The 26,975-nt window shown below is 43.3% G+C and carries 26 protein-coding genes, 4 tRNA genes and 3 rRNA genes; 26 read left to right on the forward strand and 7 right to left on the reverse strand.

Annotation, left to right across the window (positions count from 1 at the left end; translation table 11 throughout):
- Positions 1-34: 34 nt before the first annotated feature.
- The 4 genes from NST24_RS02980 (at position 35) to NST24_RS02995 (ending at position 2,829) form a co-directional block, all read left to right on the forward strand.
- A complete protein-coding gene (locus NST24_RS02980; RefSeq protein WP_041507616.1) occupies positions 35-508 on the forward strand; it encodes a MarR family transcriptional regulator in 474 nt (157 codons plus the stop codon).
- A complete protein-coding gene (locus NST24_RS02985) occupies positions 492-1,115 on the forward strand; it encodes a nitroreductase family protein (RefSeq protein WP_144668398.1) in 624 nt (207 codons plus the stop codon). Before NST24_RS02980 ends, NST24_RS02985 begins: the two co-directional genes overlap by 17 nt.
- A 17-nt stretch (positions 1,116-1,132) precedes the next feature.
- Positions 1,133-2,185: an LLM class flavin-dependent oxidoreductase gene (locus NST24_RS02990; protein ID WP_047947346.1), complete on the forward strand. Its 1,053-nt coding sequence runs from the start codon at positions 1,133-1,135 to the stop codon at positions 2,183-2,185.
- A 350-nt stretch (positions 2,186-2,535) separates the two neighbouring features.
- Entirely contained in the window at positions 2,536-2,829 is a 294-nt protein-coding gene (locus tag NST24_RS02995; protein WP_024719163.1) for a hypothetical protein, read from the forward strand.
- Positions 2,830-2,874: 45 nt separating this feature from the next.
- Here the strand turns inward: NST24_RS02995 and NST24_RS03000 are convergent, their stop codons facing one another.
- Positions 2,875-3,429 (reverse strand): XRE family transcriptional regulator, encoded by a 555-nt coding sequence (locus NST24_RS03000; RefSeq protein ID WP_041507617.1) that lies wholly within the window; start codon positions 3,427-3,429, stop codon positions 2,875-2,877.
- Positions 3,430-3,540: 111 nt separating this feature from the next.
- Here NST24_RS03000 and NST24_RS03005 point away from each other — a divergent pair, with 111 nt between their 5' ends.
- Positions 3,541-4,128, forward strand: a complete 588-nt coding sequence (locus NST24_RS03005; protein ID WP_012009044.1) for a LysE family transporter — start codon at positions 3,541-3,543, stop codon at positions 4,126-4,128.
- Between the two features lie 4 nt (positions 4,129-4,132).
- Here NST24_RS03005 and NST24_RS03010 read toward each other — a convergent pair whose 3' ends face one another.
- Both NST24_RS03010 and NST24_RS03015 read right to left on the reverse strand, forming a co-directional pair.
- The gene (locus tag NST24_RS03010) at positions 4,133-4,684 is read right to left on the reverse strand and encodes a GNAT family N-acetyltransferase (protein WP_096881064.1); all 552 of its coding nucleotides are present in this window, start codon (positions 4,682-4,684) and stop codon (positions 4,133-4,135) included.
- A 122-nt stretch (positions 4,685-4,806) separates the two neighbouring features.
- Positions 4,807-5,700: a LysR substrate-binding domain-containing protein gene (locus NST24_RS03015; protein WP_268373957.1), complete on the reverse strand. Its 894-nt coding sequence runs from the start codon at positions 5,698-5,700 to the stop codon at positions 4,807-4,809.
- 198 nt (positions 5,701-5,898) lie between these two features.
- Here NST24_RS03015 and NST24_RS03020 point away from each other — a divergent pair, with 198 nt between their 5' ends.
- From NST24_RS03020 to NST24_RS03030, 3 genes are all read left to right on the forward strand, one after another.
- Entirely contained in the window at positions 5,899-6,888 is a 990-nt protein-coding gene (locus tag NST24_RS03020; protein WP_342462297.1) for an aldo/keto reductase family protein, read from the forward strand.
- Positions 6,889-7,042: 154 nt separating this feature from the next.
- A complete protein-coding gene (locus NST24_RS03025; RefSeq protein ID WP_012009048.1) occupies positions 7,043-7,228 on the forward strand; it encodes a CsbD family protein in 186 nt (61 codons plus the stop codon).
- A 148-nt stretch (positions 7,229-7,376) separates the two neighbouring features.
- Positions 7,377-8,039: an O-methyltransferase gene (locus tag NST24_RS03030; protein ID WP_342462298.1), complete on the forward strand. Its 663-nt coding sequence runs from the start codon at positions 7,377-7,379 to the stop codon at positions 8,037-8,039.
- A gap of 36 nt (positions 8,040-8,075) precedes the next feature.
- Here the strand turns inward: NST24_RS03030 and NST24_RS03035 are convergent, their stop codons facing one another.
- Positions 8,076-8,396: an AzlD domain-containing protein gene (locus NST24_RS03035; RefSeq protein WP_159145448.1), complete on the reverse strand. Its 321-nt coding sequence runs from the start codon at positions 8,394-8,396 to the stop codon at positions 8,076-8,078.
- Positions 8,393-9,118, reverse strand: a complete 726-nt coding sequence (locus tag NST24_RS03040; RefSeq protein WP_342462299.1) for an AzlC family ABC transporter permease — start codon at positions 9,116-9,118, stop codon at positions 8,393-8,395. Before NST24_RS03040 ends, NST24_RS03035 begins: the two co-directional genes overlap by 4 nt.
- A gap of 296 nt (positions 9,119-9,414) precedes the next feature.
- Here NST24_RS03040 and NST24_RS03045 point away from each other — a divergent pair, with 296 nt between their 5' ends.
- On the forward strand, positions 9,415-10,290 hold the full coding sequence (locus tag NST24_RS03045; protein ID WP_342462300.1) for a DMT family transporter: 876 nt from the start codon (positions 9,415-9,417) through the stop codon (positions 10,288-10,290).
- 79 nt (positions 10,291-10,369) lie between these two features.
- Positions 10,370-11,389: a S66 peptidase family protein gene (locus NST24_RS03050; protein ID WP_342462301.1), complete on the forward strand. Its 1,020-nt coding sequence runs from the start codon at positions 10,370-10,372 to the stop codon at positions 11,387-11,389.
- A 38-nt stretch (positions 11,390-11,427) separates the two neighbouring features.
- On the opposite strand, the gene gltP is transcribed toward NST24_RS03050, so the two are convergent.
- Positions 11,428-12,678 carry a glutamate-aspartate/proton symporter GltP gene (gltP, locus tag NST24_RS03055; protein ID WP_024719154.1) on the reverse strand — a complete coding sequence of 417 codons (1,251 nt, stop codon included), beginning with the start codon at positions 12,676-12,678 and terminating at the stop codon, positions 11,428-11,430.
- Between the two features lie 368 nt (positions 12,679-13,046).
- On the opposite strand from gltP, the gene NST24_RS03060 reads away from it, so the two are divergent.
- The 12 genes from NST24_RS03060 (at position 13,047) to tsaD (ending at position 22,295) form a co-directional block, all read left to right on the forward strand.
- A tRNA-Arg gene (locus tag NST24_RS03060) sits at positions 13,047-13,123 on the forward strand.
- A 15-nt stretch (positions 13,124-13,138) separates the two neighbouring features.
- Positions 13,139-13,212, forward strand: a tRNA-Gly gene (locus NST24_RS03065).
- 133 nt (positions 13,213-13,345) lie between these two features.
- Positions 13,346-14,894: ribosomal RNA gene (locus tag NST24_RS03070) — 16S ribosomal RNA — on the forward strand.
- Between the two features lie 183 nt (positions 14,895-15,077).
- Positions 15,078-18,008 (forward strand): 23S ribosomal RNA (locus NST24_RS03075).
- 61 nt (positions 18,009-18,069) lie between these two features.
- A 5S ribosomal RNA gene (gene rrf / locus NST24_RS03080) occupies positions 18,070-18,185 on the forward strand.
- Together the 16S, 23S and 5S rRNA genes with 4 tRNA genes alongside form the textbook arrangement of a ribosomal RNA operon.
- A gap of 17 nt (positions 18,186-18,202) precedes the next feature.
- Positions 18,203-18,279 (forward strand) — tRNA-Met (locus NST24_RS03085).
- Positions 18,280-18,328: 49 nt separating this feature from the next.
- Positions 18,329-18,405, forward strand: a tRNA-Asp gene (locus NST24_RS03090).
- A gap of 278 nt (positions 18,406-18,683) precedes the next feature.
- Positions 18,684-19,661 (forward strand): thiamine-phosphate kinase, encoded by a 978-nt coding sequence (gene thiL / locus NST24_RS03095; protein ID WP_342462302.1) that lies wholly within the window; start codon positions 18,684-18,686, stop codon positions 19,659-19,661.
- A 12-nt stretch (positions 19,662-19,673) separates the two neighbouring features.
- On the forward strand, positions 19,674-20,150 hold the full coding sequence (tsaE, locus tag NST24_RS03100) for a tRNA (adenosine(37)-N6)-threonylcarbamoyltransferase complex ATPase subunit type 1 TsaE (protein WP_256689041.1): 477 nt from the start codon (positions 19,674-19,676) through the stop codon (positions 20,148-20,150).
- Entirely contained in the window at positions 20,131-20,820 is a 690-nt protein-coding gene (gene tsaB, locus NST24_RS03105; RefSeq protein ID WP_061418121.1) for a tRNA (adenosine(37)-N6)-threonylcarbamoyltransferase complex dimerization subunit type 1 TsaB, read from the forward strand. The genes tsaE and tsaB overlap by 20 nt, the downstream gene beginning before the upstream one ends.
- A 25-nt stretch (positions 20,821-20,845) precedes the next feature.
- Complete coding sequence (gene rimI / locus NST24_RS03110; protein ID WP_008344382.1) at positions 20,846-21,274, forward strand: ribosomal protein S18-alanine N-acetyltransferase; 429 nt, start codon at positions 20,846-20,848, stop codon at positions 21,272-21,274.
- A complete protein-coding gene (gene tsaD, locus NST24_RS03115; RefSeq protein ID WP_024719329.1) occupies positions 21,267-22,295 on the forward strand; it encodes a tRNA (adenosine(37)-N6)-threonylcarbamoyltransferase complex transferase subunit TsaD in 1,029 nt (342 codons plus the stop codon). The genes rimI and tsaD overlap by 8 nt, the downstream gene beginning before the upstream one ends.
- Positions 22,296-22,763: 468 nt before the next feature.
- Here tsaD and NST24_RS03120 read toward each other — a convergent pair whose 3' ends face one another.
- Positions 22,764-24,686 carry an ABC-F family ATP-binding cassette domain-containing protein gene (locus NST24_RS03120; RefSeq protein ID WP_135010004.1) on the reverse strand — a complete coding sequence of 641 codons (1,923 nt, stop codon included), beginning with the start codon at positions 24,684-24,686 and terminating at the stop codon, positions 22,764-22,766.
- Between the two features lie 138 nt (positions 24,687-24,824).
- Between NST24_RS03120 and moaC the strand changes: the two genes are divergently transcribed.
- The 4 genes from moaC to tatC are packed head-to-tail and all read left to right on the forward strand — an operon-like array spanning position 24,825 to position 26,963.
- On the forward strand, positions 24,825-25,316 hold the full coding sequence (gene moaC / locus NST24_RS03125; protein WP_026050052.1) for a cyclic pyranopterin monophosphate synthase MoaC: 492 nt from the start codon (positions 24,825-24,827) through the stop codon (positions 25,314-25,316).
- A gap of 15 nt (positions 25,317-25,331) precedes the next feature.
- Entirely contained in the window at positions 25,332-25,985 is a 654-nt protein-coding gene (locus NST24_RS03130; RefSeq protein WP_008355687.1) for a redox-sensing transcriptional repressor Rex, read from the forward strand.
- A gap of 27 nt (positions 25,986-26,012) precedes the next feature.
- A complete protein-coding gene (locus NST24_RS03135) occupies positions 26,013-26,192 on the forward strand; it encodes a twin-arginine translocase TatA/TatE family subunit (protein ID WP_008344374.1) in 180 nt (59 codons plus the stop codon).
- Positions 26,193-26,198: 6 nt separating this feature from the next.
- Positions 26,199-26,963 (forward strand): twin-arginine translocase subunit TatC, encoded by a 765-nt coding sequence (gene tatC, locus NST24_RS03140; protein WP_096881072.1) that lies wholly within the window; start codon positions 26,199-26,201, stop codon positions 26,961-26,963.
- Positions 26,964-26,975: the final 12 nt, after the last annotated feature.

Consider the following 26,975-nt stretch of genomic DNA (forward strand, 5'->3'; position numbering starts at 1 on the left):
AGTTTTAGGATTTATTGAAAAAGGAGTAGTTGCCATGGTGAAGCAAGATCAGGAATTAGACTTAAGGCTTTTCCGAGTATGGATGAAAGCCTACCATGCCCTTTTTGCAAACATCCAAAAAGACATTGAACGTTATGATATCGGATTTGAAAACTTTCAAATTCTTGAATTACTGTATAGTAAGGGACCGCATCCCGTCCAAAAAATTAGTGAGATTCTATCCATTCCAAGTGGGAGCATCACCTATGTGGTCAACAAATTAGAAAAGCAAGAATTAGTCAAAAGACAATGTGCACCTTCTGATAAACGTGTATTCCATGTATTACTGACAGATAAAGGGAAGCAGCTATTTGACGATATTTTTCCAAAACATACAGATGTCATTTCACAAAATCTGTCCTTTATCGAAACAGAGGAAAAAGAACAGCTCATTGAATGGTTGAAAAAAATCGGTTTAGGTGCAAAACAACTTCACGAAAAGGGGAAACAAGATGACACACAGCTTTGATACATTGGTACGTGAAAGACGATCAGCATCAAATTTTTTGCCAAATATCTCGATTTCGAGAGAAGAGCTTAATAGTATCTTTGAAGAAGTGAAGCTGGCACCTTCAGCCTTTAATTTACAGCATACGCAATATGTCGTCGTCCAATCAGAAGCGCTTAAAGAGCAAGTAAGAGATGCTGCATTTGGACAATATAAGGTGCATTCCGCTACAGCAGCGATCATTGTACTCGGCGATCCGAAAGCTTATGAGCAAGCAGGAAACATTTATGAAGGCCTAAAAATGCTCGGCATCTTAAATGCGCAACAATATGAGGAAATGGTCAGAGAGACGATGAGTTTTTATGTGCAGAGAGGATCAGACTTTCAGAAAGAAGAGGCGATTCGCAATGCTTCATTATCTGCCATGCTATTTATGCTTGCCGCCAAAAACAAGGGATGGGATACTTGCCCAATGATCGGCTTTGACCCCGAAGCAATGAAAAAGGTGTTAAACATCGAATCAGATTTGGTTCCTGTATTAATGATCACGCTCGGAAAAGAAAAAGTAGAGAGCAGACAAGCGAGAGGCTATCGCAAGCCGGTCTCTGAATTTGTGACATATTTATAAGATAGGGGGTTCCATTCATGGAACTAGGAATTAGTACATTTGTAGAAACAACACCTGATTTTCAAACAGGAAAAACAGTCAGCCACGCACAGCGTATTCGTGAAGTAGTAGAAGAAATTATTTTAGCAGATCAAGTGGGTCTCGACGTTTTTGGTGTAGGAGAGCATCATCGTGAAGATTTTGCCGCATCAAATCCAGCAGTCGTATTAGCAGCTGCGGCAACGCAAACAAAGAATATTCGTCTGACAAGTGCCGTAACTGTTCTTTCATCGGCAGATCCTGTTCGTGTGTTTCAAGATTTTGCGACATTAGATGGCCTTTCTAACGGTCGTGCAGAGATCATGGCTGGCCGTGGATCATTTATTGAATCGTTCCCGCTATTTGGCTATGACTTAGATGATTATGAAGAATTATTTGAAGAAAAACTAGATTTACTGTTGAAATTACAGCAGTCAGAGCGTGTGACGTGGAGCGGTAAGCACCGTCCAGCCATTCAGGATGTCGGCGTATACCCAAGACCTGTTCAAGATCCGCTTCCCATCTGGATTGGCAGTGGAGGAAACAGAGAATCTGTCGTACGTGCTGGATTATTAGGATTACCACTTGTCCTTGCCATTATTGGCGGTAGCCCTAGACAGTTCGCACCGCTAGTGCAGCTCTACAAGCAAGCTGCGATTCACGCTGGACATGATCCTGAGAAATTAACGGTGGCATCCCATTCACATGGATTTGTTGCGGAGGAAACAGAATTAGCAGCAGATCAATTCTTCCCTTCTACAAAGCATGTCATGAATACATTAGCAAGAGAACGAGGCTGGGGACCTTATACCCGTTCTACATTCGATGCAGCAAGAACATTAGAAGGTGCATTGTATGTAGGAGATCCAGATGCCGTGGCAGAGAAAGTGATTCATCTGCGAAAAAATGTAGGCATTACGCGCTTCATGCTGCACGTACCGGTCGGTTCGATGCCGCATGATCAAGTGCTGAAAGCTATTGAGTTATTTGGAAAAGAAGTGGCTCCTAAAGTAAGAGAAGAGGTTGCCCGCTGGGAAGCAGAGCAAGCATAACAAAAAAGTCGATCAAGTGAATAGGTTTGATCGACTTTTTCTTATGCTTAAGGATCAATAACACATGGTTTCACTGTAGGGCATGAAGCAGCAGAAGCAAATGGTGTGGCCGTCAAGGTGAAGAGGAAAACAAGTTGAAAACAGATAAGCCATTTTTTCATGAAATCACCTCCGTTATCAATTGTTTCACTAGAACGAGGTGAGGATAAAAGCATAGAAGTATGTAACACCCTCTATCCAGCATAAGACAATCATATCATAATTTTCAAAAAAATGAAAAAATAACTTACGAAAGTTCTAAATTATGGTATGGTTAATATGTTCAACAAAAAAAGGGAGGGATTTTTTGTATGAAAAAGGTCATAACTTCTGTTTTGGTTGGAGCAATTGTTTTAACGGGTGCGGGTGTCACCGCTGTCCCGGTAGAAGCGAAGGGGAAAGTAAGCAGTGAAGTAACGGTACAAGCAAGTCGAACCGTCTCGGAAACGAGAACATATACGACGTCAAACATCCCATCAAGTATTACATATGCAAAGGATGGATGGGTCGGTATTCTCTATCAATCGTCAATTGAAGAGTTAGGTTTAGGAAAATATAGAGTTACCTTTACTGGAACGGTTGTACGCGATCCAGGATTTAATTAAATATAAAATGTAAAGCTGACAGGTGGACAAGCCTGTCAGCTTTTTTTAATGGGGATAATAAAGAATCATTTGCAGCCTGACCATTTGTTCTCCAATTTGTTTATATGTATGAGTTCGGTCTGCTTTAAAACGAATGGAGTCGCCGGCTTTTAAGCGATACTGTTCATCTCCAATGGATATATCAAGCGATCCCTCAAAAACGGTAATCAATTCCTCTGTCCCGCCAATGTGCTCATTTGCATGTAGCGACCCGCCAGGATCAATTTCTACTCGGTACACTTCAAATTTCCCTCGATCATCAAAAGGAAAAGTCGTATATACGCGATATCTCCCGTCATCTTCCGTTAAAATCTGTGCATCCTCATGGCGTACTACTTTGATTTCAGGCTGTGGTGCATGGATGAGCTCACTAAAAGATACCTTTAATCCGTTTGCGATTTTCCACAAAGTCGTGATGGTAGGGGTTGATTCTCCTCTTTCAATTTGTCCAATCATGGTTTTGCTGACACCAGTTAATTCTGCCATCTTTTCGAGGCTTAATTTCTTTTGGTCTCTAAGAAGCCTCACATTTTTAGAAATAATCGATTGTACATCTTCCATGAAAAAAACTCCTTTCTCTATTTACTTTATAAAGACCAAACGTTACAATAAAGCGTAACATACGTAATGAAGTAATTAAAGTCTTAATAACGTACAAGGGAGGCGGCAATTTTGATTCTTTCTATGTTGATCTATGCTTTTGTGAGTAGCTTTACCCCAGGGCCAAACAATATCATGGCCATGGTGTTTACGAATAAATATGGAGTTAAGCAAACATTTCGTTTTTGTTTAGGTGTGGGTATCGGATTTCTCGTTATTTTGTGTTTGAGTTGCTTTTTTAATATCATTCTCTATCAAGTGATGCCGAAAATAGGGTGGGTCATGGCGTTCATTGGAGCTGCATACATGATTTATTTAGCGGTCAAAATCATGAAAAGTAAAGGCGGGGATGACGAAACACTTGATCGTTACAATCATTTTGTCCCTGGTATGATGCTGCAATTTATCAACCCAAAAGCGATTTTGTATGGATTGACCGTGATTTCAACATTTGTTTTGCCATATGGACAATCTAATATGCAGTATGTCATATGGACGCTGATTCTCGCACTTATTGGTTTTCTCGGTACATTCAGCTGGAGCCTATTTGGCTCTTTGTATAAGCGGTTTTTGACTGCTTACGAAAGACCGTTCCAGTATGTCATGGGGCTGCTTCTAATTTACAGTGCGGTTTCAATGGTATGGGGCTATGTCATGTAAGGTGTCAGAAGCTTGGCCGCTGCCTGCCCATCACAACAGTATTGTAATAAAGTCCATCTGCCAGACGTTTATCATTTTTTAATACCCCTTCAATCAGAAAGCCATGGTGCTCATATAAGCGAATGGCTTTTTGGTTCGTTTCCAGCACTTCAAGTGACATCTTCTGAATGCCTTGCTGATCTGCCCAGTCAATAGAAGCGGCTAAAAGCTCTTTGCCAATGTGATAGCCCCAAACATCCTTTTGAATGGCGACGCCAAAAGTCACTTTGTGAGCAAAGCGTTTGAGTGAATGTCCCTCACATCTTGAGAAGCCAACAATGTCTCCTTCAATATCAGCGACCAAAAATAAATGCCTGCTTTGTTTGGTATCCTCTTGAATCAACACCTCGAAATCTTTTTCATGAAGAAAGGCTTCGCCTGGTTCACGGTCTAAATATTCTGTTTCACCATCGATTTTCAGCCTGAGCGCTGATAACTGCTTGGCATCGCCAATTGCAGCAGACCGAATACGATAGGTCAAGTCACGAACAGTAAATATGTTTTCAGCGATAATCATAGAACACCAACCTTTCTTGTCGTTATGTCTATCATACCTGAAACGTGTACATAGCAGGTGAAAGCTTTTAAGCCTGTCTTATAAAACATTATTTTTTAATCCAGCAGGCTCTGGCTGGATTCTCATGATTTAGCCTGAGAACTTAAATAAGCTTCTCTCACAACTGTTAAAAAGTGCTCAGCGACGGTTGACGTTTCATCATGTCTCCATGAAACATATAAATTTACTCTTGGTGTCGTTTCTTGGATTTTTCTATAAACAACCCCTGAGCGTTTTACGCTTTCTACTGAGGATGGAACGACAGAGATTCCCATTCCTGCAGCAACTAAATTCACAATCGTATGCATTTGAATAGCTTCCTGAACTACGTTTAAACTTATGTTATTTTCCCAAAAGTAACTGATAATTAAATCGTAAAATGCAGCACCTAGATGACGCGGAAACATGATAAATGGTTCATTGGCTAATAAATGAATTGGAACTTTGTGAAATGAAGCTAAAGGATGGTTTTCTGGCAAAACCAAGCTTAAGGATTCCTCACAACAGATTTCTGAGGTAAGTATCTTATTATTTTGGTTAGAACGAATAAATCCTATTTGAATTTCTTTCTTATGTAGTGCTTTTAACTGCTGTTCTGTAGCCATTTCACATAAGACAAGATGAATGTTAGGGAAACTTTCTCGAAACCTTTTAATAATATCAATCACAATATCAGTAGAATCAACGAAACCGATCGTTAAATGCCCTATTTTTCCGTCATCTGCAAGTTGTGTTGCTTTAATCGTTCTATCTACTTGAAGGAGCGTACGGCGGGCTTCTTCTAAAAATACTCTCCCCGAATCTGAAAGTTCAACCTGTCTTCTCGTTCTATGAAAAAGCGTAACACCTAACTGTTCTTCTAATTTGCGAATTTCTTGACTTAATGGAGGCTGTGCCATTTTAAGACGTTCAGCTGCTCGGCTAAAATTTAGTTCTTCAGCAACCATTATAAAATACCGTATTTGTCTCAAATCCATCTTTAAGCCCCCAGTAAATTTCATACTTGCTTATTGTGTAAAATGATGAAGAAGGATTGTTATTAAACAGTTTTGCGCTTTTTAATGGAACTATTTTAATTATATAAAATATATATATATCTATCAGTATATATATATTATACATATTAATGGCCTCTTTTTATAATGAAAGTATTCTTTCAAAAGGGGGACATTGTTATGAAGTATAGTAAACTTGGAAATAGTGGATTAACAATTAGTAAACTTGCATACGGAAATTGGATTAATCATGGTGGTAAGATAAATGAAGATACTGCCCATGATTGTGTGAAAGCTGCTCTTGATGTTGGTATTACGACGTTTGATACTGCTGATGTTTATTCAGACACCAAGGCTGAAGAGATACTAGGCAGGTCTTTAAAAGGGATCCGGCGTGAAAGCATTGAACTTTGTACAAAAGTATGTCATCCAACCGGTACTGGGAAAAACGATAGAGGATTATCACGCAAGCATATCATGGAAAACTGTCATGCCTCTTTGCGACGTTTACAAACGGATTATATTGATATTTACTATGCACACAGGTTTGATCCAACTACGCCTCTGGAAGAAACGATGTTAGCTTTTGCTGATCTAGTAAGACAGGGAAAAGTGAACTATATTGGTGTAAGTGAGTGGACAGCAGAACAAATTACTCGAGGGGCAGTGCTTGCCCGAGAGCTAAATGTTCCTCTAATCGCCAGCCAACCTCAATACTCCATGTTATGGAGAATCATTGAAAGTGATGTAATACCGACCTGCCAGCGTGAAGGACTTGGGCAGGTCGTATGGTCGCCTTTGGCCCAGGGAATCCTTACTGGAAAGTATCTCCCTGGAAAATCACTTCCGACTAATTCACGTGCTAACTCAACTGCTGGAAAACCTTTTTTTAAAAACCTTGCTCAACGCTGGATGAATAATAACACCTTAGAGGCGATCCAAAAGCTTAAGCTTGTCGCACAAGAGGTTGATCTTACTCTCGCTCAGCTTGCGATAGCATGGGTACTGCAAAATCAGAACGTTTCTGCAGCAATTATCGGTGCTTCTAGTCCAGAACAGGTGAGGGAGAATGCTTTAGCATCTGAGGTGAAAATTGAAGCTGAATTGATGAATCAAATTGATGAAATTCTAGGTGATCTGGTCGAGTACGATCAGAGTAAAACAGGTTAAAGCTTTTAAGTCTATCTTATAGATCATTATTCTTTAATCCAGCCGACCTTGGCTGGATTTTCTTGTTGCTGTAGTTTCATGGGATCGCACACTCAGATGTTTTGTATTTGTCAAAAAGGCTAAATGAATAGTATCAAATGTGGAGGTGGAACAAATGAGTGAAGAAAAAGGACATATGGATAAAGCAAAAGGAAAAACAAATCAAGCCAAAGGTCAATTGAAAGAGAAGCTTGGCGAAGCAACAGATCATCAAAAACTGAAGTCAGAAGGGAAAAAGGATCAAGCCAAAGGAAAGCTTCAAGATAAAAAAGGGGATTTGAAAAATCACCTGAACGAGTAAATTCGAATACAGGACACTGCTTTATGTCTCCCTCATGACATGTCTTTCATCAATAAAATGAATAGATGTGTGAAAAGAATTGATTATACGCGCTCACTATCATCATGTAGACTTATAACAGAAGACATGATCAAGGGAGATGGATGAGATGAAGCAAGTATGGGGGAAAGTTGACGAGTATATCACAGATAAGTTGATTCCTAAAGATGATGTTTTGGAGCAAGCTCTTACTCATAATAAGCAAGCAGGTCTGCCAGAAATTGATGTGTCACCAGCTCAAGGGAAAATGCTTTATTTATTAGCAAAAACTAAGAATGCAAAGCGTATTTTAGAGATCGGGACACTCGGTGGATATAGTACCATTTGGTTGGCGCGTGCTCTTGAAGAGGATGGAGAACTCATCACACTAGAGGCTGTCAGCCATCATGTACAGATCGCGCAGCAAAACATCAGCAGAGCGGGCTTATCGGAACGGGTGAGCATTTTGCAAGGAAAGGCATTGGATACGCTACCTCAGTTAAAAGAGAGGGGTGTGCTTCCGTTCGATTTGATTTTCATTGATGCAGACAAACCAAACAACCCGAAATATTTGAAGTGGGCGTTACATTTCTCAAAAAAGGGAACAGTCATTATTGCAGACAATGTGGTCAGAAATGGAGCAGTTCTTCATGCCTTTGATCAAGATGAGCGAGTGAAGGGAACGCGTGAATTTTTCGATTTACTCAAACAAGAGTCGAGAATTGAAGCAACCGCTATTCAAACTGTTGGCGAAAAAGGCTATGACGGCTTTATATACGGTATCGTAAAATGACAAAAAGCTTAACCGCATCCGGTTAAGCTTTTTCTATTAGAAAAACCATCTAGCTGTGCCCATCAGCATGACGCCTACTAGAACGGTGAGGGACAAGCTTTTTGTCCAAATAGCGATTAACACAGTTGGAACCAAGACAGCAAGGTATATCCAGTGAATGGTGACGCCTGCTGTAGTATGTATGAAAAGATGTTCTGCAATTAAAGCGGTAAATATACAAATAGGAATAAACGATAACCATTTGAGCACCACTTCTGGCATCTGGATACTCCTTACAAATAAAAATGGAACGACTCTTGGGATGATGGTCACAATCATACAGCCAAGAATGAGCCATAACATAAAACTGCTCATCATTTATCTGTCACCACCCCAATAGTGGCAACAAGCACAGTTGCCAACAAAACAGCCACGTGTGAAGGAACAAAATGAAGCAGCACAAACATCGCAACAAACATATATAAAACAAGTGACAAGCGATGGGTTAGCTTATTTTTTGGCACCGTCTGTAAAGAAAGAATGAGCAGCGCAGCAAACATCGCGGATAGGGCAAAATCAAGACCAAGCGCCTCTGGATTTGAAATCCAGTGTCCGAATATTCCGCCAAGTGTACACGCAGCAATCCAGCATAAATAAGCCGTAATATTCAGTCCATGCATCCATCTGTTATTAAATTTTCCTTGCTGTGCTAATTTATTCATCGCTACGCCAAAGGATTCATCAGTAAGCAGAAGACCAAACCCGATGTTCTGCTTTACAGAGTAGCGTGTAAAATGGGGGGCAAGCGTAAGGCTGAGTAACAAATGCCGTAAATTGACAATGAACGTGGTGAAAATAATAGCGGAAAGGGGGCTTCCTGTCACAAGTAATGCACAGATGATAAACTGTGAAGCGCCAGCATAAATAAAGATAGAGAGCAGCGCGATTTCCCATATACTTAACTGCGAACTAATGCCAACAATTCCAAAGGCAAACCCAATGCTCATATAACCAAGCAAGGTTGGCACACAATCTTTTATTCCCTCAAGAAACGGTTCGTTTCCGGCAGTGGGAATGTGTTTCCTAGCTTCAACATCCAAAGACCTCTACTCCTTTTCTGTGTAAACCTCAATTGTTGTACTTACTATAAGAAAACGAATTCATCATGTCAATCCTATTGAACTTCTATTATATGAAGAAACATGGCGATAAAAAAGGATTGAAGTGAACCAGATTTTGTTATAAAGTAATCAGAAAATAAAAACAATTGGGGTGACTGATATGCAATGGAAGCCTTTATTTGAACATGATGTACCAAATCACCTCCGTCCATAACGGAGAGTGATCTCCGTTTGTGGATATCGCAGTGAATATATCCAGTAACGGAGGGGAAAAAATGAATGAAAAATATATAGGAGCCCTTTACTTAGCGTTAGCTGCTAGTATTTGGGGCGGTATGTATGTAGTGGTCAAAGTAACAGTTGCGGTGGTCCCGCCACTTGAGCTTGTCTGGATGAGATATGCAATAGCTGGAGTCGTTCTTGTGTTCACGATTTGGCGTTTGGGTTACTCTTTTCGATTAGACAAAAAGGATATACCGCTGATTGTGGCGATTGGATTGATTGGCAACTTTCTTTCGATCGTGACCCAAGAAATTGGCACGATGTATACGTCTGCACAAATGGGTGCCGTCATCACATCGGCCACACCTGCTTTTATGGTGCTTTTCGCTTTCTTTCTATTAAAAGAATCATTCACAGTGAGAAAGTGTGTCTCCATTCTGCTTGCTACAGTAGGTGTGCTGACGATGATTGGGCCTGTCGCTGTTCAAACGGATGAGTTTGTTGGCGGTCTTTCACTGGTTATTGCTGCATTAACATGGGCGCTGATGTCTGTTCTTTTGAAACGAGTTCCAGGAAAGTATCCTCAAGTAGTGACGACAACATATGCGATCATTGTGGCCTTTATCGTATTAACACCACCTGTCTTGTTTCGTTTGCCTCATCTTGATGTGCAGCAAATGGCAAGACCGGAAATATGGGGCGGCATTCTGTATCTAGGTATCATCTCAACGGCCCTTGCTTTCTTTTTGTGGAATAGAGGGCTTCAACTGATGGACGCTTCAAGCGGTGGTCTTTTTTTCTTCTTTCAACCAATCGTTGGCACGGTTCTTGGATGGCTGCTTCTAGATGAAGAGATGGGCTTACGTTCGTTTGTTGGGATTTTGTGTATTTTCGCAGGTGTATATACTGTCCTGCGTCAGAGAGAGTAAGACGAGATTCCCCTTGGAGAAGGGGAATTTTCTTTACAAAGAATAGATGAGAGACTCATAGAAGGTGGAGGTGAGCAGGATGATCCAGTATCCGCATTTGAAAAAGGGACAAATAATTGGTGTGACAGCACCATCCTCAGGTGTACAACCCTCTTTGCATGAGATGTTTCAACTGTCTTGCGATCGGATGAAAAAAAGAGGCTATGAAGTCATATGTGGAGAGACAGTATGGCAGCAGGAAAAAGCGAAATCAGCCCCTGCAATCAAACGAGCAAATGAGTTACAGCGGATGATGACTTGTCATGAGATTGACCACATCATCCCGCCATGGGGCGGACAGCTGCTTATTGAAGTGTTAGAGCATATTGATTTCTCAGTGATGCAAAAAAAGTGGATTCTTGGTTACTCTGATACAAGTCTCCTTCTATTAGCTTTGACCTTAAACACAGGCATTGCGACAGCGCATGGACCGAACCTTGTGGATCTTCAGGGGGAAGAGCTTGATCAGGTGACGGCTATGTGGGAACAAATACTTTCCACTCCAGAGAAAAAGGACGTTACTCAATTTTCTTCTGATATGTATCAAAAGGAATGGCAGTATGACCATCCAAGCATTCATGTCTTTCATTTAACCGAGCCAACCGCATGGCGTACTGTTGATCACTTAGAGACGACGATGAAGGGAAGACTGATGGGTGGCTGTATTGATGTGATCCGGCACTTAGCTGGCACGCCTTTTGGAGATGTCAAAGCTTTTCAAGAAACATACCTGAAAGGTGAACCCATTCTATGGTATTTTGAGAACTGTGAATTAAATGCTGCGAGCATGAAGAGGTCTCTTGTTCAATTAAAACTAGCAGGCTGGTTTGATCATTGCTCTGGCATCATGTTTGGCAGGAGTGCAGTGGACACTCCTGTGGAAGGATATGAATATACGGATCTATATGAAGAATTGCATAAGGAATTACACATACCGATTGTTTACGATATTGATTGTGGACACGTACCTCCGCAAATGACCCTCATTAACGGAGCATATGCGGAGGTGCAGTTGCAACAAGAAGGTAAAGCCGTGCTGAAGCAGACATTTTTGCCATAAAAAAAGGAAAGGGCGACCCCTTTCCTTCATAAAAAACATTACATTCCTTTTGTTTCTTCACCTGCTTTTGGAACTTCCCATGCAGACTCTCGGAATACTTTTTCCCATTTAGAAACGACAATACAGGCAACCGCATGTCCAGGAACATTCACGCCTGTTCGAGCCATATCCATAATCCGGTCAACCCCGGCGATAATAGCGACACCTTCTGCTGGCAGACCTACTGCATGAGCTGTTGCCAAAAGAACGACAAGTGAGCCAGACGGGACAGCTGCAATGCCTTTACTTGTTAAAACAAGGACAAGCATCATGAGGAGCTGCTGTGATAAACTCATATCGACACCAAACGCTTGTGCAAGAAACACACAGGAAACCGATAAATATAAACTTGAACCATCGCAATTAAGAGAAAGACCTGACGGGATGACGAAGGAAACGATTCTTTTTGGACAGCCGTATTTCTCCATTCGTGACATGAGCTGTGGAAGAACAGTTTCTGTACTTGTAGTAGAGAAGGCAACCAAAAACAAATCCCAAATCATTTTCAACACTTCGAAGTAGTTAAAACGGAAGATCAGTGCGACAAGAGGGAACAAAACAAATAGAATAATAAACAATCCTAAGAAGACAGTGCCAACAAGTTTCATCATAGGAATGAGTAAAACAATGCCGTATTGTCCAACAGAAGCTGCCATTAATGCTAAAACTCCAATAGGAGCTGTCACCATGACCATTTGTGTGAGCTTAAACATAATTTGTGCTACTGATTCAAAGAAGGTAAGGACAGGAGCGGAAGCTTTCCCAATGCCGCTTGCGGCTACACCGAATAAAATAGCGAAGAAAATCACTGCTAGTAAATCATTCTGAGCCATGACATCGATGATATTGGTTGGAATGATGTCTAAAACCATCTGTTTAAAATCGACGACCTTTTGAGTATAACCATCGAGTTCCCCAATATCTTTCTTAGCTAATTGAGAGAAATCGAGTCCAACGCCTGGCTTTAACACGTTGGCCAATAAAAGCCCAATTCCAAGAACGATGGTCGTAATGACTTCAAACCAAATGATTGTCTTTAATCCGAGACTGCCCATTTTCTTCATTCCACCGCTGCCAGCTGCGCCGATGACAATCGTAGAGAAAACAATAGGGACTACAATCATTTTAATTAATCGGATAAAGCCATCCCCAATGGGCCGCAGTGCCATTCCGAAATCAGGGAAGAAGTGGCCGATAAGAGCTCCTATCACCAAAGCGATCATGATTTGAAAAGCGACAAACTTTTTCATCATCTCCTACCTCCTTTAAATGCATGGAAATATTAAGAATTTTCCAATAAATAAAAATTCTAGGTGACCATGTTTTGTCCTCCTTTGGATTTAGAAAGATTTTATTTAAGAATCATTAGAATTATGAAGAAAGAAATGAAAATAGGGCGATTGAAACTCTATTTATCTAACAAAAGAGCACTTCTTAAAAAACATTAAACTTTTTTAGAAAAATGTATTGACCCTTTTGTATGATCCATGGTATATTTTTATTCGTCGCTGATGACGCATCTGAAACACTGATGCTCAGACAGATACGACAAACAAACTTTAAAAAGATGTTGACTTAATAAAAACGATATGTTAAGATAATTAAGTCGCCTGATTAAGCGCCCGTAGCTCAATTGGATAGAGCGTTTGACTACGGATCAAAAGGTTAGGGGTTCGACTCCTCTCGGGCGCGCCAATAACATTTAACCATGCGGGTGTAGTTTAGTGGTAAAACCTCAGCCTTCCAAGCTGATGTCGTGAGTTCGATTCTCATCACCCGCTCCATTTTAAAAGATGATCTTTGAAAACTAAACAAGACAAAACGTACCTGTTAATTCGAGTTTTTATAAAAAATCCTATGATACATCATAGGTAGTCAGTCAAACGCTGACGAAAAACAAAACTTCGGTTTTGTACTTTTTCGGAGAGTTTGATCCTGGCTCAGGACGAACGCTGGCGGCGTGCCTAATACATGCAAGTCGAGCGGACAGAAGGGAGCTTGCTCCCGGATGTTAGCGGCGGACGGGTGAGTAACACGTGGGTAACCTGCCTGTAAGACTGGGATAACTCCGGGAAACCGGAGCTAATACCGGATAGTTCCTTGAACCGCATGGTTCAAGGATGAAAGACGGTTTCGGCTGTCACTTACAGATGGACCCGCGGCGCATTAGCTAGTTGGTGAGGTAACGGCTCACCAAGGCGACGATGCGTAGCCGACCTGAGAGGGTGATCGGCCACACTGGGACTGAGACACGGCCCAGACTCCTACGGGAGGCAGCAGTAGGGAATCTTCCGCAATGGACGAAAGTCTGACGGAGCAACGCCGCGTGAGTGATGAAGGTTTTCGGATCGTAAAGCTCTGTTGTTAGGGAAGAACAAGTGCAAGAGTAACTGCTTGCACCTTGACGGTACCTAACCAGAAAGCCACGGCTAACTACGTGCCAGCAGCCGCGGTAATACGTAGGTGGCAAGCGTTGTCCGGAATTATTGGGCGTAAAGGGCTCGCAGGCGGTTTCTTAAGTCTGATGTGAAAGCCCCCGGCTCAACCGGGGAGGGTCATTGGAAACTGGGAAACTTGAGTGCAGAAGAGGAGAGTGGAATTCCACGTGTAGCGGTGAAATGCGTAGAGATGTGGAGGAACACCAGTGGCGAAGGCGACTCTCTGGTCTGTAACTGACGCTGAGGAGCGAAAGCGTGGGGAGCGAACAGGATTAGATACCCTGGTAGTCCACGCCGTAAACGATGAGTGCTAAGTGTTAGGGGGTTTCCGCCCCTTAGTGCTGCAGCTAACGCATTAAGCACTCCGCCTGGGGAGTACGGTCGCAAGACTGAAACTCAAAGGAATTGACGGGGGCCCGCACAAGCGGTGGAGCATGTGGTTTAATTCGAAGCAACGCGAAGAACCTTACCAGGTCTTGACATCCTCTGACAACCCTAGAGATAGGGCTTTCCCTTCGGGGACAGAGTGACAGGTGGTGCATGGTTGTCGTCAGCTCGTGTCGTGAGATGTTGGGTTAAGTCCCGCAACGAGCGCAACCCTTGATCTTAGTTGCCAGCATTCAGTTGGGCACTCTAAGGTGACTGCCGGTGACAAACCGGAGGAAGGTGGGGATGACGTCAAATCATCATGCCCCTTATGACCTGGGCTACACACGTGCTACAATGGACAGAACAAAGGGCTGCGAGACCGCAAGGTTTAGCCAATCCCACAAATCTGTTCTCAGTTCGGATCGCAGTCTGCAACTCGACTGCGTGAAGCTGGAATCGCTAGTAATCGCGGATCAGCATGCCGCGGTGAATACGTTCCCGGGCCTTGTACACACCGCCCGTCACACCACGAGAGTTTGCAACACCCGAAGTCGGTGAGGTAACCTTTATGGAGCCAGCCGCCGAAGGTGGGGCAGATGATTGGGGTGAAGTCGTAACAAGGTAGCCGTATCGGAAGGTGCGGCTGGATCACCTCCTTTCTAAGGATATATGGAGCAGCGTACGTTTTTCGTCTTGTTTAGTTTTGAAGGATCATTCCTTCAAAACATGTCTCTAGCGAGACAGGATTGTTCTTTGAAAACTAGATAACAATAAGTAATACATTCACATTGAATGCAATGCAAAGTTCATCACACATAGTGATTCTTTCTAAAGTAAGAAATGGTTAAGTTAGAAAGGGCGCACGGTGGATGCCTTGGCACTAGGAGCCGATGAAGGACGGGACGAACACCGATATGCTTCGGGGAGCTGTAAGCAAGCTTTGATCCGGAGATTTCCGAATGGGGAAACCCACTGCTCGTAATGGAGTAGTATCCATACTTGAATACATAGAGTATGAGAAGGCATACCCGGGGAACTGAAACATCTAAGTACCCGGAGGAAGAGAAAGCAAATGCGATTCCCTGAGTAGCGGCGAGCGAAACGGGAACAGCCCAAACCAAGAGGCTTGCCTCTTGGGGTTGTAGGACACTCTATACGGAGTTACAAAGGAACGATATAAGCGAAGAGGTCTGGAAAGGCCCGCCAAAGAAGGTAACAGCCCTGTAACTGAAATGTTGTTCTCTCCAGAGTGGATCCTGAGTACGGCGGAACACGTGAAATTCCGTCGGAATCCGGGAGGACCATCTCCCAAGGCTAAATACTCCCTAGTGACCGATAGTGAACCAGTACCGTGAGGGAAAGGTGAAAAGCACCCCGGAAGGGGAGTGAAATAGATCCTGAAACCGTGTGCCTACAAGTAGTCAGAGCCCGTTAACGGGTGATGGCGTGCCTTTTGTAGAATGAACCGGCGAGTTACGATCCCGTGCAAGGTTAAGCAGAAGATGCGGAGCCGCAGCGAAAGCGAGTCTGAATAGGGCGCATGAGTACGTGGTCGTAGACCCGAAACCAGGTGATCTACCCATGTCCAGGGTGAAGTTCAGGTAACACTGAATGGAGGCCCGAACCCACGCACGTTGAAAAGTGCGGGGATGAGGTGTGGGTAGGGGTGAAATGCCAATCGAACCTGGAGATAGCTGGTTCTCTCCGAAATAGCTTTAGGGCTAGCCTCAAGGTAAGAGTCTCGGAGGTAGAGCACTGATTGGACTAGGGGCCCCTACCGGGTTACCGAATTCAGTCAAACTCCGAATGCCGATGACTTATCCTTGGGAGTCAGACTGCGAGTGATAAGATCCGTAGTCGAAAGGGAAACAGCCCAGACCGCCAGCTAAGGTCCCAAAGTATACGTTAAGTGGAAAAGGATGTGGAGTTGCTTAGACAACCAGGATGTTGGCTTAGAAGCAGCCACCATTTAAAGAGTGCGTAATAGCTCACTGGTCGAGTGACTCTGCGCCGAAAATGTACCGGGGCTAAACGTATCACCGAAGCTGCGGACTGTTCTTACGAACAGTGGTAGGAGAGCGTTCTAAGTGCAGTGAAGTCAGACCGGAAGGACTGGTGGAGCGCTTAGAAGTGAGAATGCCGGTATGAGTAGCGAAAGACGGGTGAGAATCCCGTCCACCGAATGCCTAAGGTTTCCTGAGGAAGGCTCGTCCGCTCAGGGTTAGTCGGGACCTAAGCCGAGGCCGAAAGGCGTAGGCGATGGACAACAGGTTGATATTCCTGTACCACCTCCTCACCATTTGAGCAATGGGGGGACGCAGGAGGATAGGGTAAGCGCGGTATTGGATATCCGCGTCCAAGCAGTTAGGCTGGGAAATAGGCAAATCCGTTTCCCGTGAAGGCTGAGCTGTGATGGCGAGCGAAATTTAGTAGCGAAGTTCCTGATTCCACACTGCCAAGAAAAGCCTCTAGCGAGGTGAGAGGTGCCCGTACCGCAAACCGACACAGGTAGGCGAGGAGAGAATCCTAAGGTGATCGAGAGAACTCTCGTTAAGGAACTCGGCAAAATGACCCCGTAACTTCGGGAGAAGGGGTGCTTCTTAGGGTGTTAAAGCCCCGAGAAGCCGCAGTGAATAGGCCCAGGCGACTGTTTAGCAAAAACACAGGTCTCTGCGAAGCCGTAAGGCGAAGTATAGGGGCTGACGCCTGCCCGGTGCTGGAAGGTTAAGAGGAGCGCTTAGCGTAAGCGAAGGTGCGAATTGAAGCCCCAGTAAACGGCGGCCGTAACTATAACGGTCCTAAGGTAGCGAAATTCCTTGTCGGGTAAGTTCCGACCCGCACGAAAGGCGCAACGATCTGGGCACTGTCTCAACGAGAGACTCGGTGAAATTATAGTACCTGTGAAGATGCAGGTTACCCGCGACAGGACGGAAAGACCCCGTGGAGCTTTACTGCAGCCTGATATTGAATGTTGGTACAGCTTGTACAGGATAGGTAGGAGCCTTGGAAACCGGAGCGCTAGCTTCGGTGGAGGCATCGGTGGGATACTACCCTGGCTGTATTGACCTTCTAACCCGCTGCCCTTATCGGGCAGGGAGACAGTGTCAGGTGGGCAGTTTGACTGGGGCGGTCGCCTCCTAAAATGTAACGGAGGCGCCCAAAGGTTCCCTCAGAATGGTTGGAAATCATTCGCAGAGTGTAAAGGCACAAGGGAGCTTGACTGCGAGACCTACAAGTCGAGCAGGGACGAAAGTCGGGCTTAGTGATCCGGTGGTTCCGCATGGAAGGGCCATCGCTCAACGGATAAAAGCTACCCCGGGGATAACAGGCTTATCTCCCCCAAGAGTCCACATCGACGGGGAGGTTTGGCACCTCGATGTCGGCTCATCGCATCCTGGGGCTGTAGTCGGTCCCAAGGGTTGGGCTGTTCGCCCATTAAAGCGGTACGCGAGCTGGGTTCAGAACGTCGTGAGACAGTTCGGTCCCTATCCGTCGCGGGCGCAGGAAATTTGAGAGGAGCTGTCCTTAGTACGAGAGGACCGGGATGGACGCACCGCTGGTGTACCAGTTGTTCTGCCAAGGGCATCGCTGGGTAGCTATGTGCGGACGGGATAAGTGCTGAAAGCATCTAAGCATGAAGCCCCCCTCAAGATGAGATTTCCCATTCCGCAAGGAAGTAAGATCCCTGAAAGATGATCAGGTTGATAGGTCTGAGGTGGAAGCGTGGTGACACGTGGAGCTGACAGATACTAATAGATCGAGGACTTAACCTATATTCTAATGTGAAAAATGAACATTGTTATCTAGTTTTGAGAGAACATTCTCTCCATCAGGTTTGGTGGCGATAGCGAAGAGGTCACACCCGTTCCCATACCGAACACGGAAGTTAAGCTCTTCAGCGCCGATGGTAGTTGGGGGTTTCCCCCTGTGAGAGTAGGACGCCGCCAAGCTTGTCATTTTATATCGTCGCGGGGTGGAGCAGTTCGGTAGCTCGTCGGGCTCATAACCCGAAGGTCGCAGGTTCAAATCCTGCCCCCGCAACCAAATTATTTTACCTATTAAATAGGGAGTACTCATTGAGTACAGCCAAAATGGTCCGGTAGTTCAGTTGGTTAGAATGCCTGCCTGTCACGCAGGAGGTCGCGGGTTCGAGTCCCGTCCGGACCGCCATTTTTATGACTTGTAAACGAAAACGTATAGTTTCGTTTTTTTTTATGTCTTTTTCTTTCAATAAGTATCCTAGATGCAATGAAACTCCTTGTGTTTGGCTACACTAAATGTGATAAGAAAAGATTATGACTTCAACAAACAACGCCTGGTTTTTTTATACCAGGCTTTCTTTATATCGTTTTTAGTTGGAACCGAGGCTCATATTCGCTACACTAATACTAACTGTGTCTGACATCATGTTTGCTCAATCAGTTGATTGTATGAAGGGGCTGTCTTTTATGGATGAATTTGATCTTATTCGCCGAATTACACCAAAAGAAACGCATCAGCGTTCTTTGATCATGGGCATCGGTGATGATGCTAGTGTTTATCAACCTCATTCACATTGTGAAGAGGTCGTTTGTGTTGATACAATGGTAGAGCATGTCCATTTTCGATTTGATTTTTCCACACCCTTTGAGGTTGGATTTAAAGCGCTGGCAGTGAATATCAGTGATATCGCAGCCATGGGAGGGACCCCTAAGTATTATCTTGTATCAATCGCGATCCCGCCTCATGGGGATGAAGCAATTGTTGCAGCTTTTTACGAGGGAATGAAAGCATTGGCTGACAGATATCATATGGATTTAATCGGTGGAGATACTGTAGCCACCCGCAGTGACTTTGTCATCACAGTAACGGTCATTGGTGAGATTCCAAAGGGAACAGCCTGTTACCGTCATAGTGCTCAGACAGGAGACGTTGTCTTTGTCACAGGTGAACTAGGTTCATCAGCTGCTGGGCTATCCCTTTTAATGAATGAAGTAAATGCTGAACATTCGATTGACACTGCTTTTTTTCTAGAGCGACACAAAATGCCGCAGCCGCATATTGCTGCTGGCCTTATTTGTTCAAGCTTTCCCCGGGTGACCTTGAATGATGTAAGTGACGGATTAGCGAGTGAGCTGAACGAAATAGCGGAGGCCAGTCGTGTAACGCTGGAAATTGAAGCTGATCAGCTCCCAAAACATCCACATCTACCGTTGTTACATAAAGAGTGGCTTGAATGGGTCTTGTTCGGTGGAGAGGATTTTGTCTTAACTGGTACGATTCCTGAAACGGATTGGAAGCGATTTGAGACGCAATGTAAAAAAGAACACATTCAGGTCACGCGTATTGGACAAGTCAAAGATGATCGAGCGTCCAGCGTTATTTTAAAAGACCATGATCAACAAACAATTTTAATGAAAAAAGGATATAATCATTTTAAGAAATGAGGTGACTCCACCATGAAGATAACGTGGACAACAAAAGGTGCGGATGAGACGAAACGAATTGCTGCTGCCTTGGCTACACTTGTGATGCCCGGCGATGTCTTAACATTAGAAGGAGACTTAGGCGCAGGTAAAACGACTTTTTCAAAAGGTTTTGCAGAAGGCTTAGGTATTACCCGTATCGTCAACAGCCCTACTTTTACAATTATTAAAGAATATACGGATGGCAGACTGCCACTTTATCATATGGATGTGTATCGTATGGAAGATGCGGAAGAAGATATTGGACTGGGCGAATATTTTGAGGGGGAAGGTGTATGTTTGGTTGAATGGGCACATCTCATTGAACCTCAATTGCCTTCATCGTATTTAAAAATTGAAATGCTGAGAACAGAACGTGAAGAAGAACGTCATCTCACGTTTTATGCAAAAGGGGAGCGCTATGAGGCCCTTTGTAAGGAGATGAAAGACATTGACCATACTGGCAATTGATACGTCAAACCATACACTCGGAATAGCTCTTGTCCGTGATGACACTGTGGTTGGGGAAAGTATTACGTACTTAAAGAAGAATCATTCAGTACGTGCAATGCCGACAGTTGAAGCACTGATGAAAGAATGCGGCGTAGCACCGAACGAATTAAGCAAAATTGTTGTAGCCAAAGGACCCGGTTCTTACACTGGCGTTAGAATCGGTGTGACCATTGCAAAAACACTTGCTTGGACGCTGTCTATCCCGATAACTGCTGTTTCAAGTTTGGAAACGCTGGCGGCAAATGCTCGATATTTTGATGGAATGATTTCTCCTATATTTGATGCAAGAAGAGGACAAGTTTATACAGGGTTATATACATTTGAAGGTGGAAAGATAAAAGAAGCGAAACCAGATCAAAATATCCTGCTCACTGATTGGCTTCAAGAGCTGAAAAAGGAAGGGAACTCTGTTTTATTTCTTGGACATGATGTGCATCTTCATCAAGAGAATGTTCTCTCCATACTTGGAGAAACTGCTGTGATCGCAGACGAGGCATTTCACAACCCAAGACCTTCAGTGCTCGCATTTTTAGGAGCAGACCGCCCTGCTGAAGATGTCCATCAGCTTGTTCCTAATTATATTCGTTTGGCAGAAGCGGAAGTGAAATGGCTTGAAGGACAAAAATAATCTCAACACAGTAGAGATGCGAAGAATGACAGTAGAGGACATCCCAGAGGTATATACGATTGAAGTGCATTCGTTTACAGCGCCTTGGAAAAAAGAGTCGTTTGTCTATGAAATTCTCCATAACCAATACAGCCATTATTTCCTCATTGAAGAAGATGGTCAGCCTGTTGGGTATTGCGGCGTTTGGATTGTCATGGATGATGCACAAATTACGAATATTGCGATTCTCCCTGAGCACCGGGGAAAGGGATACGGGGAAGCGCTGCTTCGATATGTCATGGAATTTTGCAAAGAAAAAAAGACAGATCATCTTTCACTAGAAGTGCGGGTATCAAATACGCCAGCACAATCCCTTTATGAAAAGCTCGGTTTTAAACCAGCTTCTATTCGAAAGAATTATTATACGGATAACGGGGAAGATGCATTAGTCATGTGGGTGAAGATAAATGAGTGAAAAAAAAGATCGATTCATATTAGGTATAGAAACAAGCTGTGACGAAACAGCTGCGTCCATTGTGAAAAATGGGAAAGAGATCGTAGCGAATGTTGTCGCTTCACAAATAGAAAGTCATAAACGATTTGGCGGCGTGGTACCAGAAATCGCTTCAAGGCATCATGTGGAACAAATGACGATCGTATTAGAAGAAGTCATGACGCAGGCCAATATGACCTTTCAGGATTTAGACGCCATTGCTGTGACAGAAGGTCCGGGCTTAGTTGGTGCACTTTTGATAGGTGTCAATGCAGCCAAAGCATTGAGTTTTGCACAACAAATTCCGCTTGTTGGTGTTCATCATATTGCTGGACACATTTATGCGAACCAGCTCGTTGGTGAACTGGTGTTTCCTTGTTTAGCTCTAGTCGTCTCTGGTGGGCATACTGAGCTTGTTTTGATGAAAGAGCATGGGTCTTTTGAGGTCATTGGTGAAACGTTGGATGATGCGGCTGGAGAAGCGTATGACAAAGTAGCTCGGACGATGGGTCTGCCATATCCAGGAGGACCTCATATTGATCGATTGGCACATGAAGGGGAGCCAACGATTAAGCTTCCTCGAGCGTGGCTTGAAGAAGGGTCTTATCATTTTAGCTTCAGCGGTTTAAAATCAGCGGTTATCAACACACTACACAATGCGTCTCAAAAGGGCGAAACCATTGCGCCAGAGGATTTGGCTGCAAGTTTCCAAGAAAGCGTGATTGAGGTGCTGGTTGGAAAGACCTTAAAAGCGGCTGAAGCGTATGGTGTGAAACAAGTCGTTCTAGCTGGCGGGGTTGCTGCCAATAAAGGTCTTAGAGAAGCCCTTACTTCAGCATTTGCGAAGTTGCCTGAAGTGAATGTCATGATTCCGCCATTGTCTCTTTGTACAGACAATGCAGCCATGATTGCTGCTGCGGGAACCATTGCATTTGAAAAGGGAATAAGAGGCGACATGGCAATGAACGGTCAACCTGGACTGCCGCTTGTCTCCTATGAATAAGAACTCCTGTGGATACAGGAGTTTCAGCGTGTAGACAAACCCTCGCATTCTTTGTCAGTCCTGCGTGCTGGTGCTCACGAATATGAAATTCGCTCCGCGCCAGTACTCGTCCTTCCTAGGGCTGCAAAGGTTTTCTATCACGCTGAAAAGAAGACAAAGGGCTAAAATCAAGTTCATTTTAGCCCTTTGTCAAAAATTTGGAACTCCTGTGGATATACAGGAGTTTTTTCTATTGAAATGAAAGCGATTTATTCACATGTAAACGTTATATATCCACAATTGTTAGAAAATTCGTTTTAAAATGAAGAGAATGTGTATAAATGTGATCTTTTATGTGGATATGTGATTAAAATGCTGTGGATAAAGTGGATAACTTTAAAATATTTAAGAATAATCAAGATGTTATTGTGGGTATCATTGTGGATAAAGATTCTCACCTTAAAAAAAGAGCACCCGTTAGGGCACTCTTTATGCATCTGATAGATCTTCCCATTCCGCAAAAAGTGATTCCATCTCTTGATTGAGCGCATCATTTTCTGTTTGAATGGCTTGTACTTTCTCGTGATCTTGGAAAATAGCAGGATCACATAGAAGCTCTTCGTTTTCACCGAGCTTGTCTTCGATGACAGCGATACGCTCTTCAATTTCTCCAATTCGGCGCTGCTTTTGTCTTTCTTTCTTTTTGAGTTCTTTCTCTTCTGCATAGGAAAGTTTTGCTGTTTCTACTGGTTTTTCTGCTTGTTTTTTATGCGTCTCCTGAGTTTGGAGTGCTTCAAGCTCTAATTGTTCGTTTTTCTTTTCAAGATAATAGTCGTAGTCACCAAGGTATTCTTTTGTTTCATTTGGTGACAACTCGAGAACTTTAGTTGCCAGACGATTGATAAAGTAACGATCATGTGAAACAAACAAGATGGTGCCTGGATAATCTATTAGTGCATTCTCTAATATTTCCTTACTGTCCAAATCAAGATGGTTCGTCGGCTCATCGAGAATGAGGAAATTGGCTTTTTGGAGCATCAGCTTTGCCAGTGCAAGTCGTGCTTTTTCTCCACCACTTAAAGCATGTACAGGCTTTAAGACGTCATCACCTGAAAAAAGGAAGTTTCCTAAACAAGTCCGAATGTCTTTTTCAGTCATATGGGGATAATCATCCCAAAGTTCATTTAACACTTTCTTGGAGGATGTCAGCTTGGCTTGTTCCTGATCATAGTAGCCAATCGTCACATGAGAACCAAAGCTGATCTCGCCTTTTACTGGTTTTAACGTATCCGTTAAGGTTTTTAAAAGAGTTGATTTCCCGATACCGTTAGGACCGATGAGTGCCACGCTATCTTCACGTTTAATATGAAAAGATAGTGAGGAGAGGAGCGGCGTTTTTTGATCGTAACTAATATCGAGATCATGCACCTTCAGCACGTCATTTCCGCTTTGCCTCATAATATCAAAATGGAAGTTTGCGGATTTTTCATCTCCTAACGGCTTATCTAAACGATCCATCCGTTCCAGCTGTTTCCGCCTGCTTTGAGCACGCTTTGTGGTGGAGGCTCTTGCTAAGTTGCGATCCACGAAATCTTGAAGCTTCGAAATTTCTTCTTGTTGTTTTTCATACAGCTTCATATCACGCTCTAGCTGCTCAGCTTTTTGGTCAAGATACTTACTATAGTTCCCAGCGAACTTTTTCATCGCTGTTCTTGACACTTCATATACATGGTTCACGACTTTGTCTAAGAAGTATCGGTCATGGGAAACGATGAGGATGGCTCCTGTATAATTTTGCAAATACTGCTCAAGCCATGATAAGGTATCAATATCTAGATGGTTGGTTGGCTCATCCAAAATCAAGAGTTCTGGTTTCATCAATAATAGCTTTCCAAGCGCTAGACGGGTTTTCTGACCGCCGCTTAAGGATTGGACGGTTGTATGGTCTTCAAAATGACTAAAGCCGAGTCCGTGTAAAATGGAGCGGACATCTGCTTCATATTGATAGCCGCCTTGATCTTTAAAAGCTTGCTGCAGTCTGTCATAGGTTTTCATTAGAGAATCTAATTCTGTTCCTGTGGAAGAAGCCATTTTCTCTTCTATGGTTCTCATCTCTTGTTCCATTTCTTTTAAATGATCGAAAACGGATAGTAGTTCGTCTTTTAGCGTACGTGTAGACGTCACATCTGTATGCTGTGCTAGATATCCAATGGATAGGTCTTTCGGTTTGATGATCTCACCTTGTTCGTAAGACATTTGACCGGCAATGATTTTTAAAAGCGTAGATTTTCCTGCACCGTTACGACCGACAATGGCAATACGATCCCTCGCTTTGACTTCCAATTTTATATTCGTTAAAACGGTATCAGCGCCAAACGATTTGGACAGCTGATTCACTTGTAGAATCATCATGTAACTTCACCTCTGCTATAATATGTTAAGTGTAGCTTATCAGCAGTAAACCGGCAAATCTTACATACGGCTGCCATGGTCAAATGAAAGACAGATAGGAAAAAATAGTGTATGATTTGAGTGAGGGAGCGTTGAAAGATGAGTCAATTTAGCCACTTTAACGAACAAGGAAGAGCAAAGATGGTCGACATTAGTGACAAATCGTCTACAGTGAGAACTGCCGTTGCTGTTTCAAGCGTTCGTATGATAAAAGAAGTATTTCATCAAATACAAAAGCATGACATTGGAAAAGGGGATGTGCTGTCTGTCGCACAGGTAGCTGGCATTATGGCAGCAAAGCAAACGTCTAGCATCATTCCAATGTGTCATCCGCTTGCATTAAAAGGTGTCGATATCTCCTTTGATTGGGAGGAAGACGGAAATGCGTACATTCTGAACATACAAGTACAGGTGAAAACAAAAGGAAGTACGGGTGTGGAGATGGAAGCGCTCACTTCTGCCTCAGTATGTGCACTGACCGTTTATGACATGTGCAAAGCAATAGACAAAGGGATGATCATCGGCCCGACCTATCTAGTAGAAAAAACAGGCGGGAAAAACGGTGATTTTCACAGAGCATCTGATATTTAAGTTGGAGGATCTTATATGAATATAGACCAGTCAAAAATTCCACAAGCGACAGCCAAACGTTTGCCGCTTTACTACCGTTTTTTAAAAAATCTGCATGCATCAGGAAAACAAAGGGTGTCATCGGCAGAGCTTAGTGATGCAGTCAAAGTGGATTCTGCCACCATTCGCCGAGATTTTTCTTACTTTGGTGCACTTGGGAAGAAAGGGTATGGCTATAATGTCGATTACCTCTTGACCTTCTTTAGAAAGACCCTTGACCAAGATGAAATGACGAATGTCATGCTCATCGGTGTCGGGAATTTAGGGACTGCTTTTTTACACTATAATTTCATTAAAAATAATAATACAAAAATTTCAATGGCTTTTGACGTCAATGAGAGTAAAATAGGAAGTGAGATAGGCGGCGTGCCTGTCTATGATTTGGATAAGCTTGAAGAGCATGTGCAAGAGGTAGGAGATATTCCTGTTGCGATTTTGACAGTGCCTGCCGTAGCAGCTCAATCCATTACAGATCGTTTGATTGCCCTTGGCATCAAAGGAATCCTTAACTTTACGCCGGCTCGATTGAATGTGCCGGAACACATTCGAATTCATCATATAGATTTGGCGGTTGAACTTCAGTCTCTTGTGTATTTCTTAAAGCATTACTCTGTTACACAGGAGGACTGACGAAAAGGGGTAAAGGGGGTGGAGCAAATGGGTCCGATCGGTCCTGGAAGTTTGGTTCTGATTGCGGTTGTTGCGCTCATTATTTTTGGGCCGAAAAAGCTTCCTGAATTAGGAAGAGCAGCAGGAGATACATTACGTGAATTCAAAAATGCCACAAAAGGTTTAGCTGATGATCAGGAAGAAAAAAAGAAAAAAGAAGATCAGTAGAATAGGATGAGCTTCATGAATGTCAAAGATATGCCGCTTATGGAGCATATTGTGGAACTGCGAAAACGTTTAGTGATCATTGCGATGTTTTTTGTCACCTTTATGGTGGCAGGTTTTTTTCTCGCTAAGCCGGTCATTGTGTATTTACAAAATACCGATGAAGCGGCCACACTGACATTGAACGCGTTTAAGCTCACAGATCCACTGTACGTGTTTATGCAGTTCGCTTTTGTCATTGCTCTTGTTTTGACGTGTCCCGTGATCTTATATCAGCTTTGGGCGTTTGTGAGTCCTGGCTTATATGAAAAAGAAAGAAAGGTGACACTTGCTTATATTCCGATTGCACTGCTTTTATTTCTGAGCGGTGTGGCTTTCTCTTATTTTATTTTGTTTCCATTTGTCGTCGATTTTATGATACGGATGTCAAATGATTTACATGTGGAGCAAGTGATTGGGATTCATGAGTATTTTACATTTCTGATGCAGTTAACACTTCCATTTGGCTTTTTGTTTCAGATGCCTGTCGTGTTGATGTTTCTCACTAGACTTGGTATCATTACACCGATGTTTTTATCAAAAATACGGAAGTATGCCTATTTTGTCCTCCTTGTCATTGCCGCACTTATTACACCGCCAGAGCTCGTTTCTCACCTCATGGTTACCTTGCCAATGCTCGTTTTGTATGAAGTGAGTATTGTCATTTCAAGAGTGACCTATCGCAAAATGCAGCAAACAGAGACAGAGGAGAAAGAAAATGATGTTGTCTCATAAAAAAGCATCGTG

Source organism: Bacillus sp. FSL R5-0286 (assembly GCF_038593245.1).
Classification (GTDB): domain Bacteria; phylum Bacillota; class Bacilli; order Bacillales; family Bacillaceae; genus Bacillus; species Bacillus altitudinis.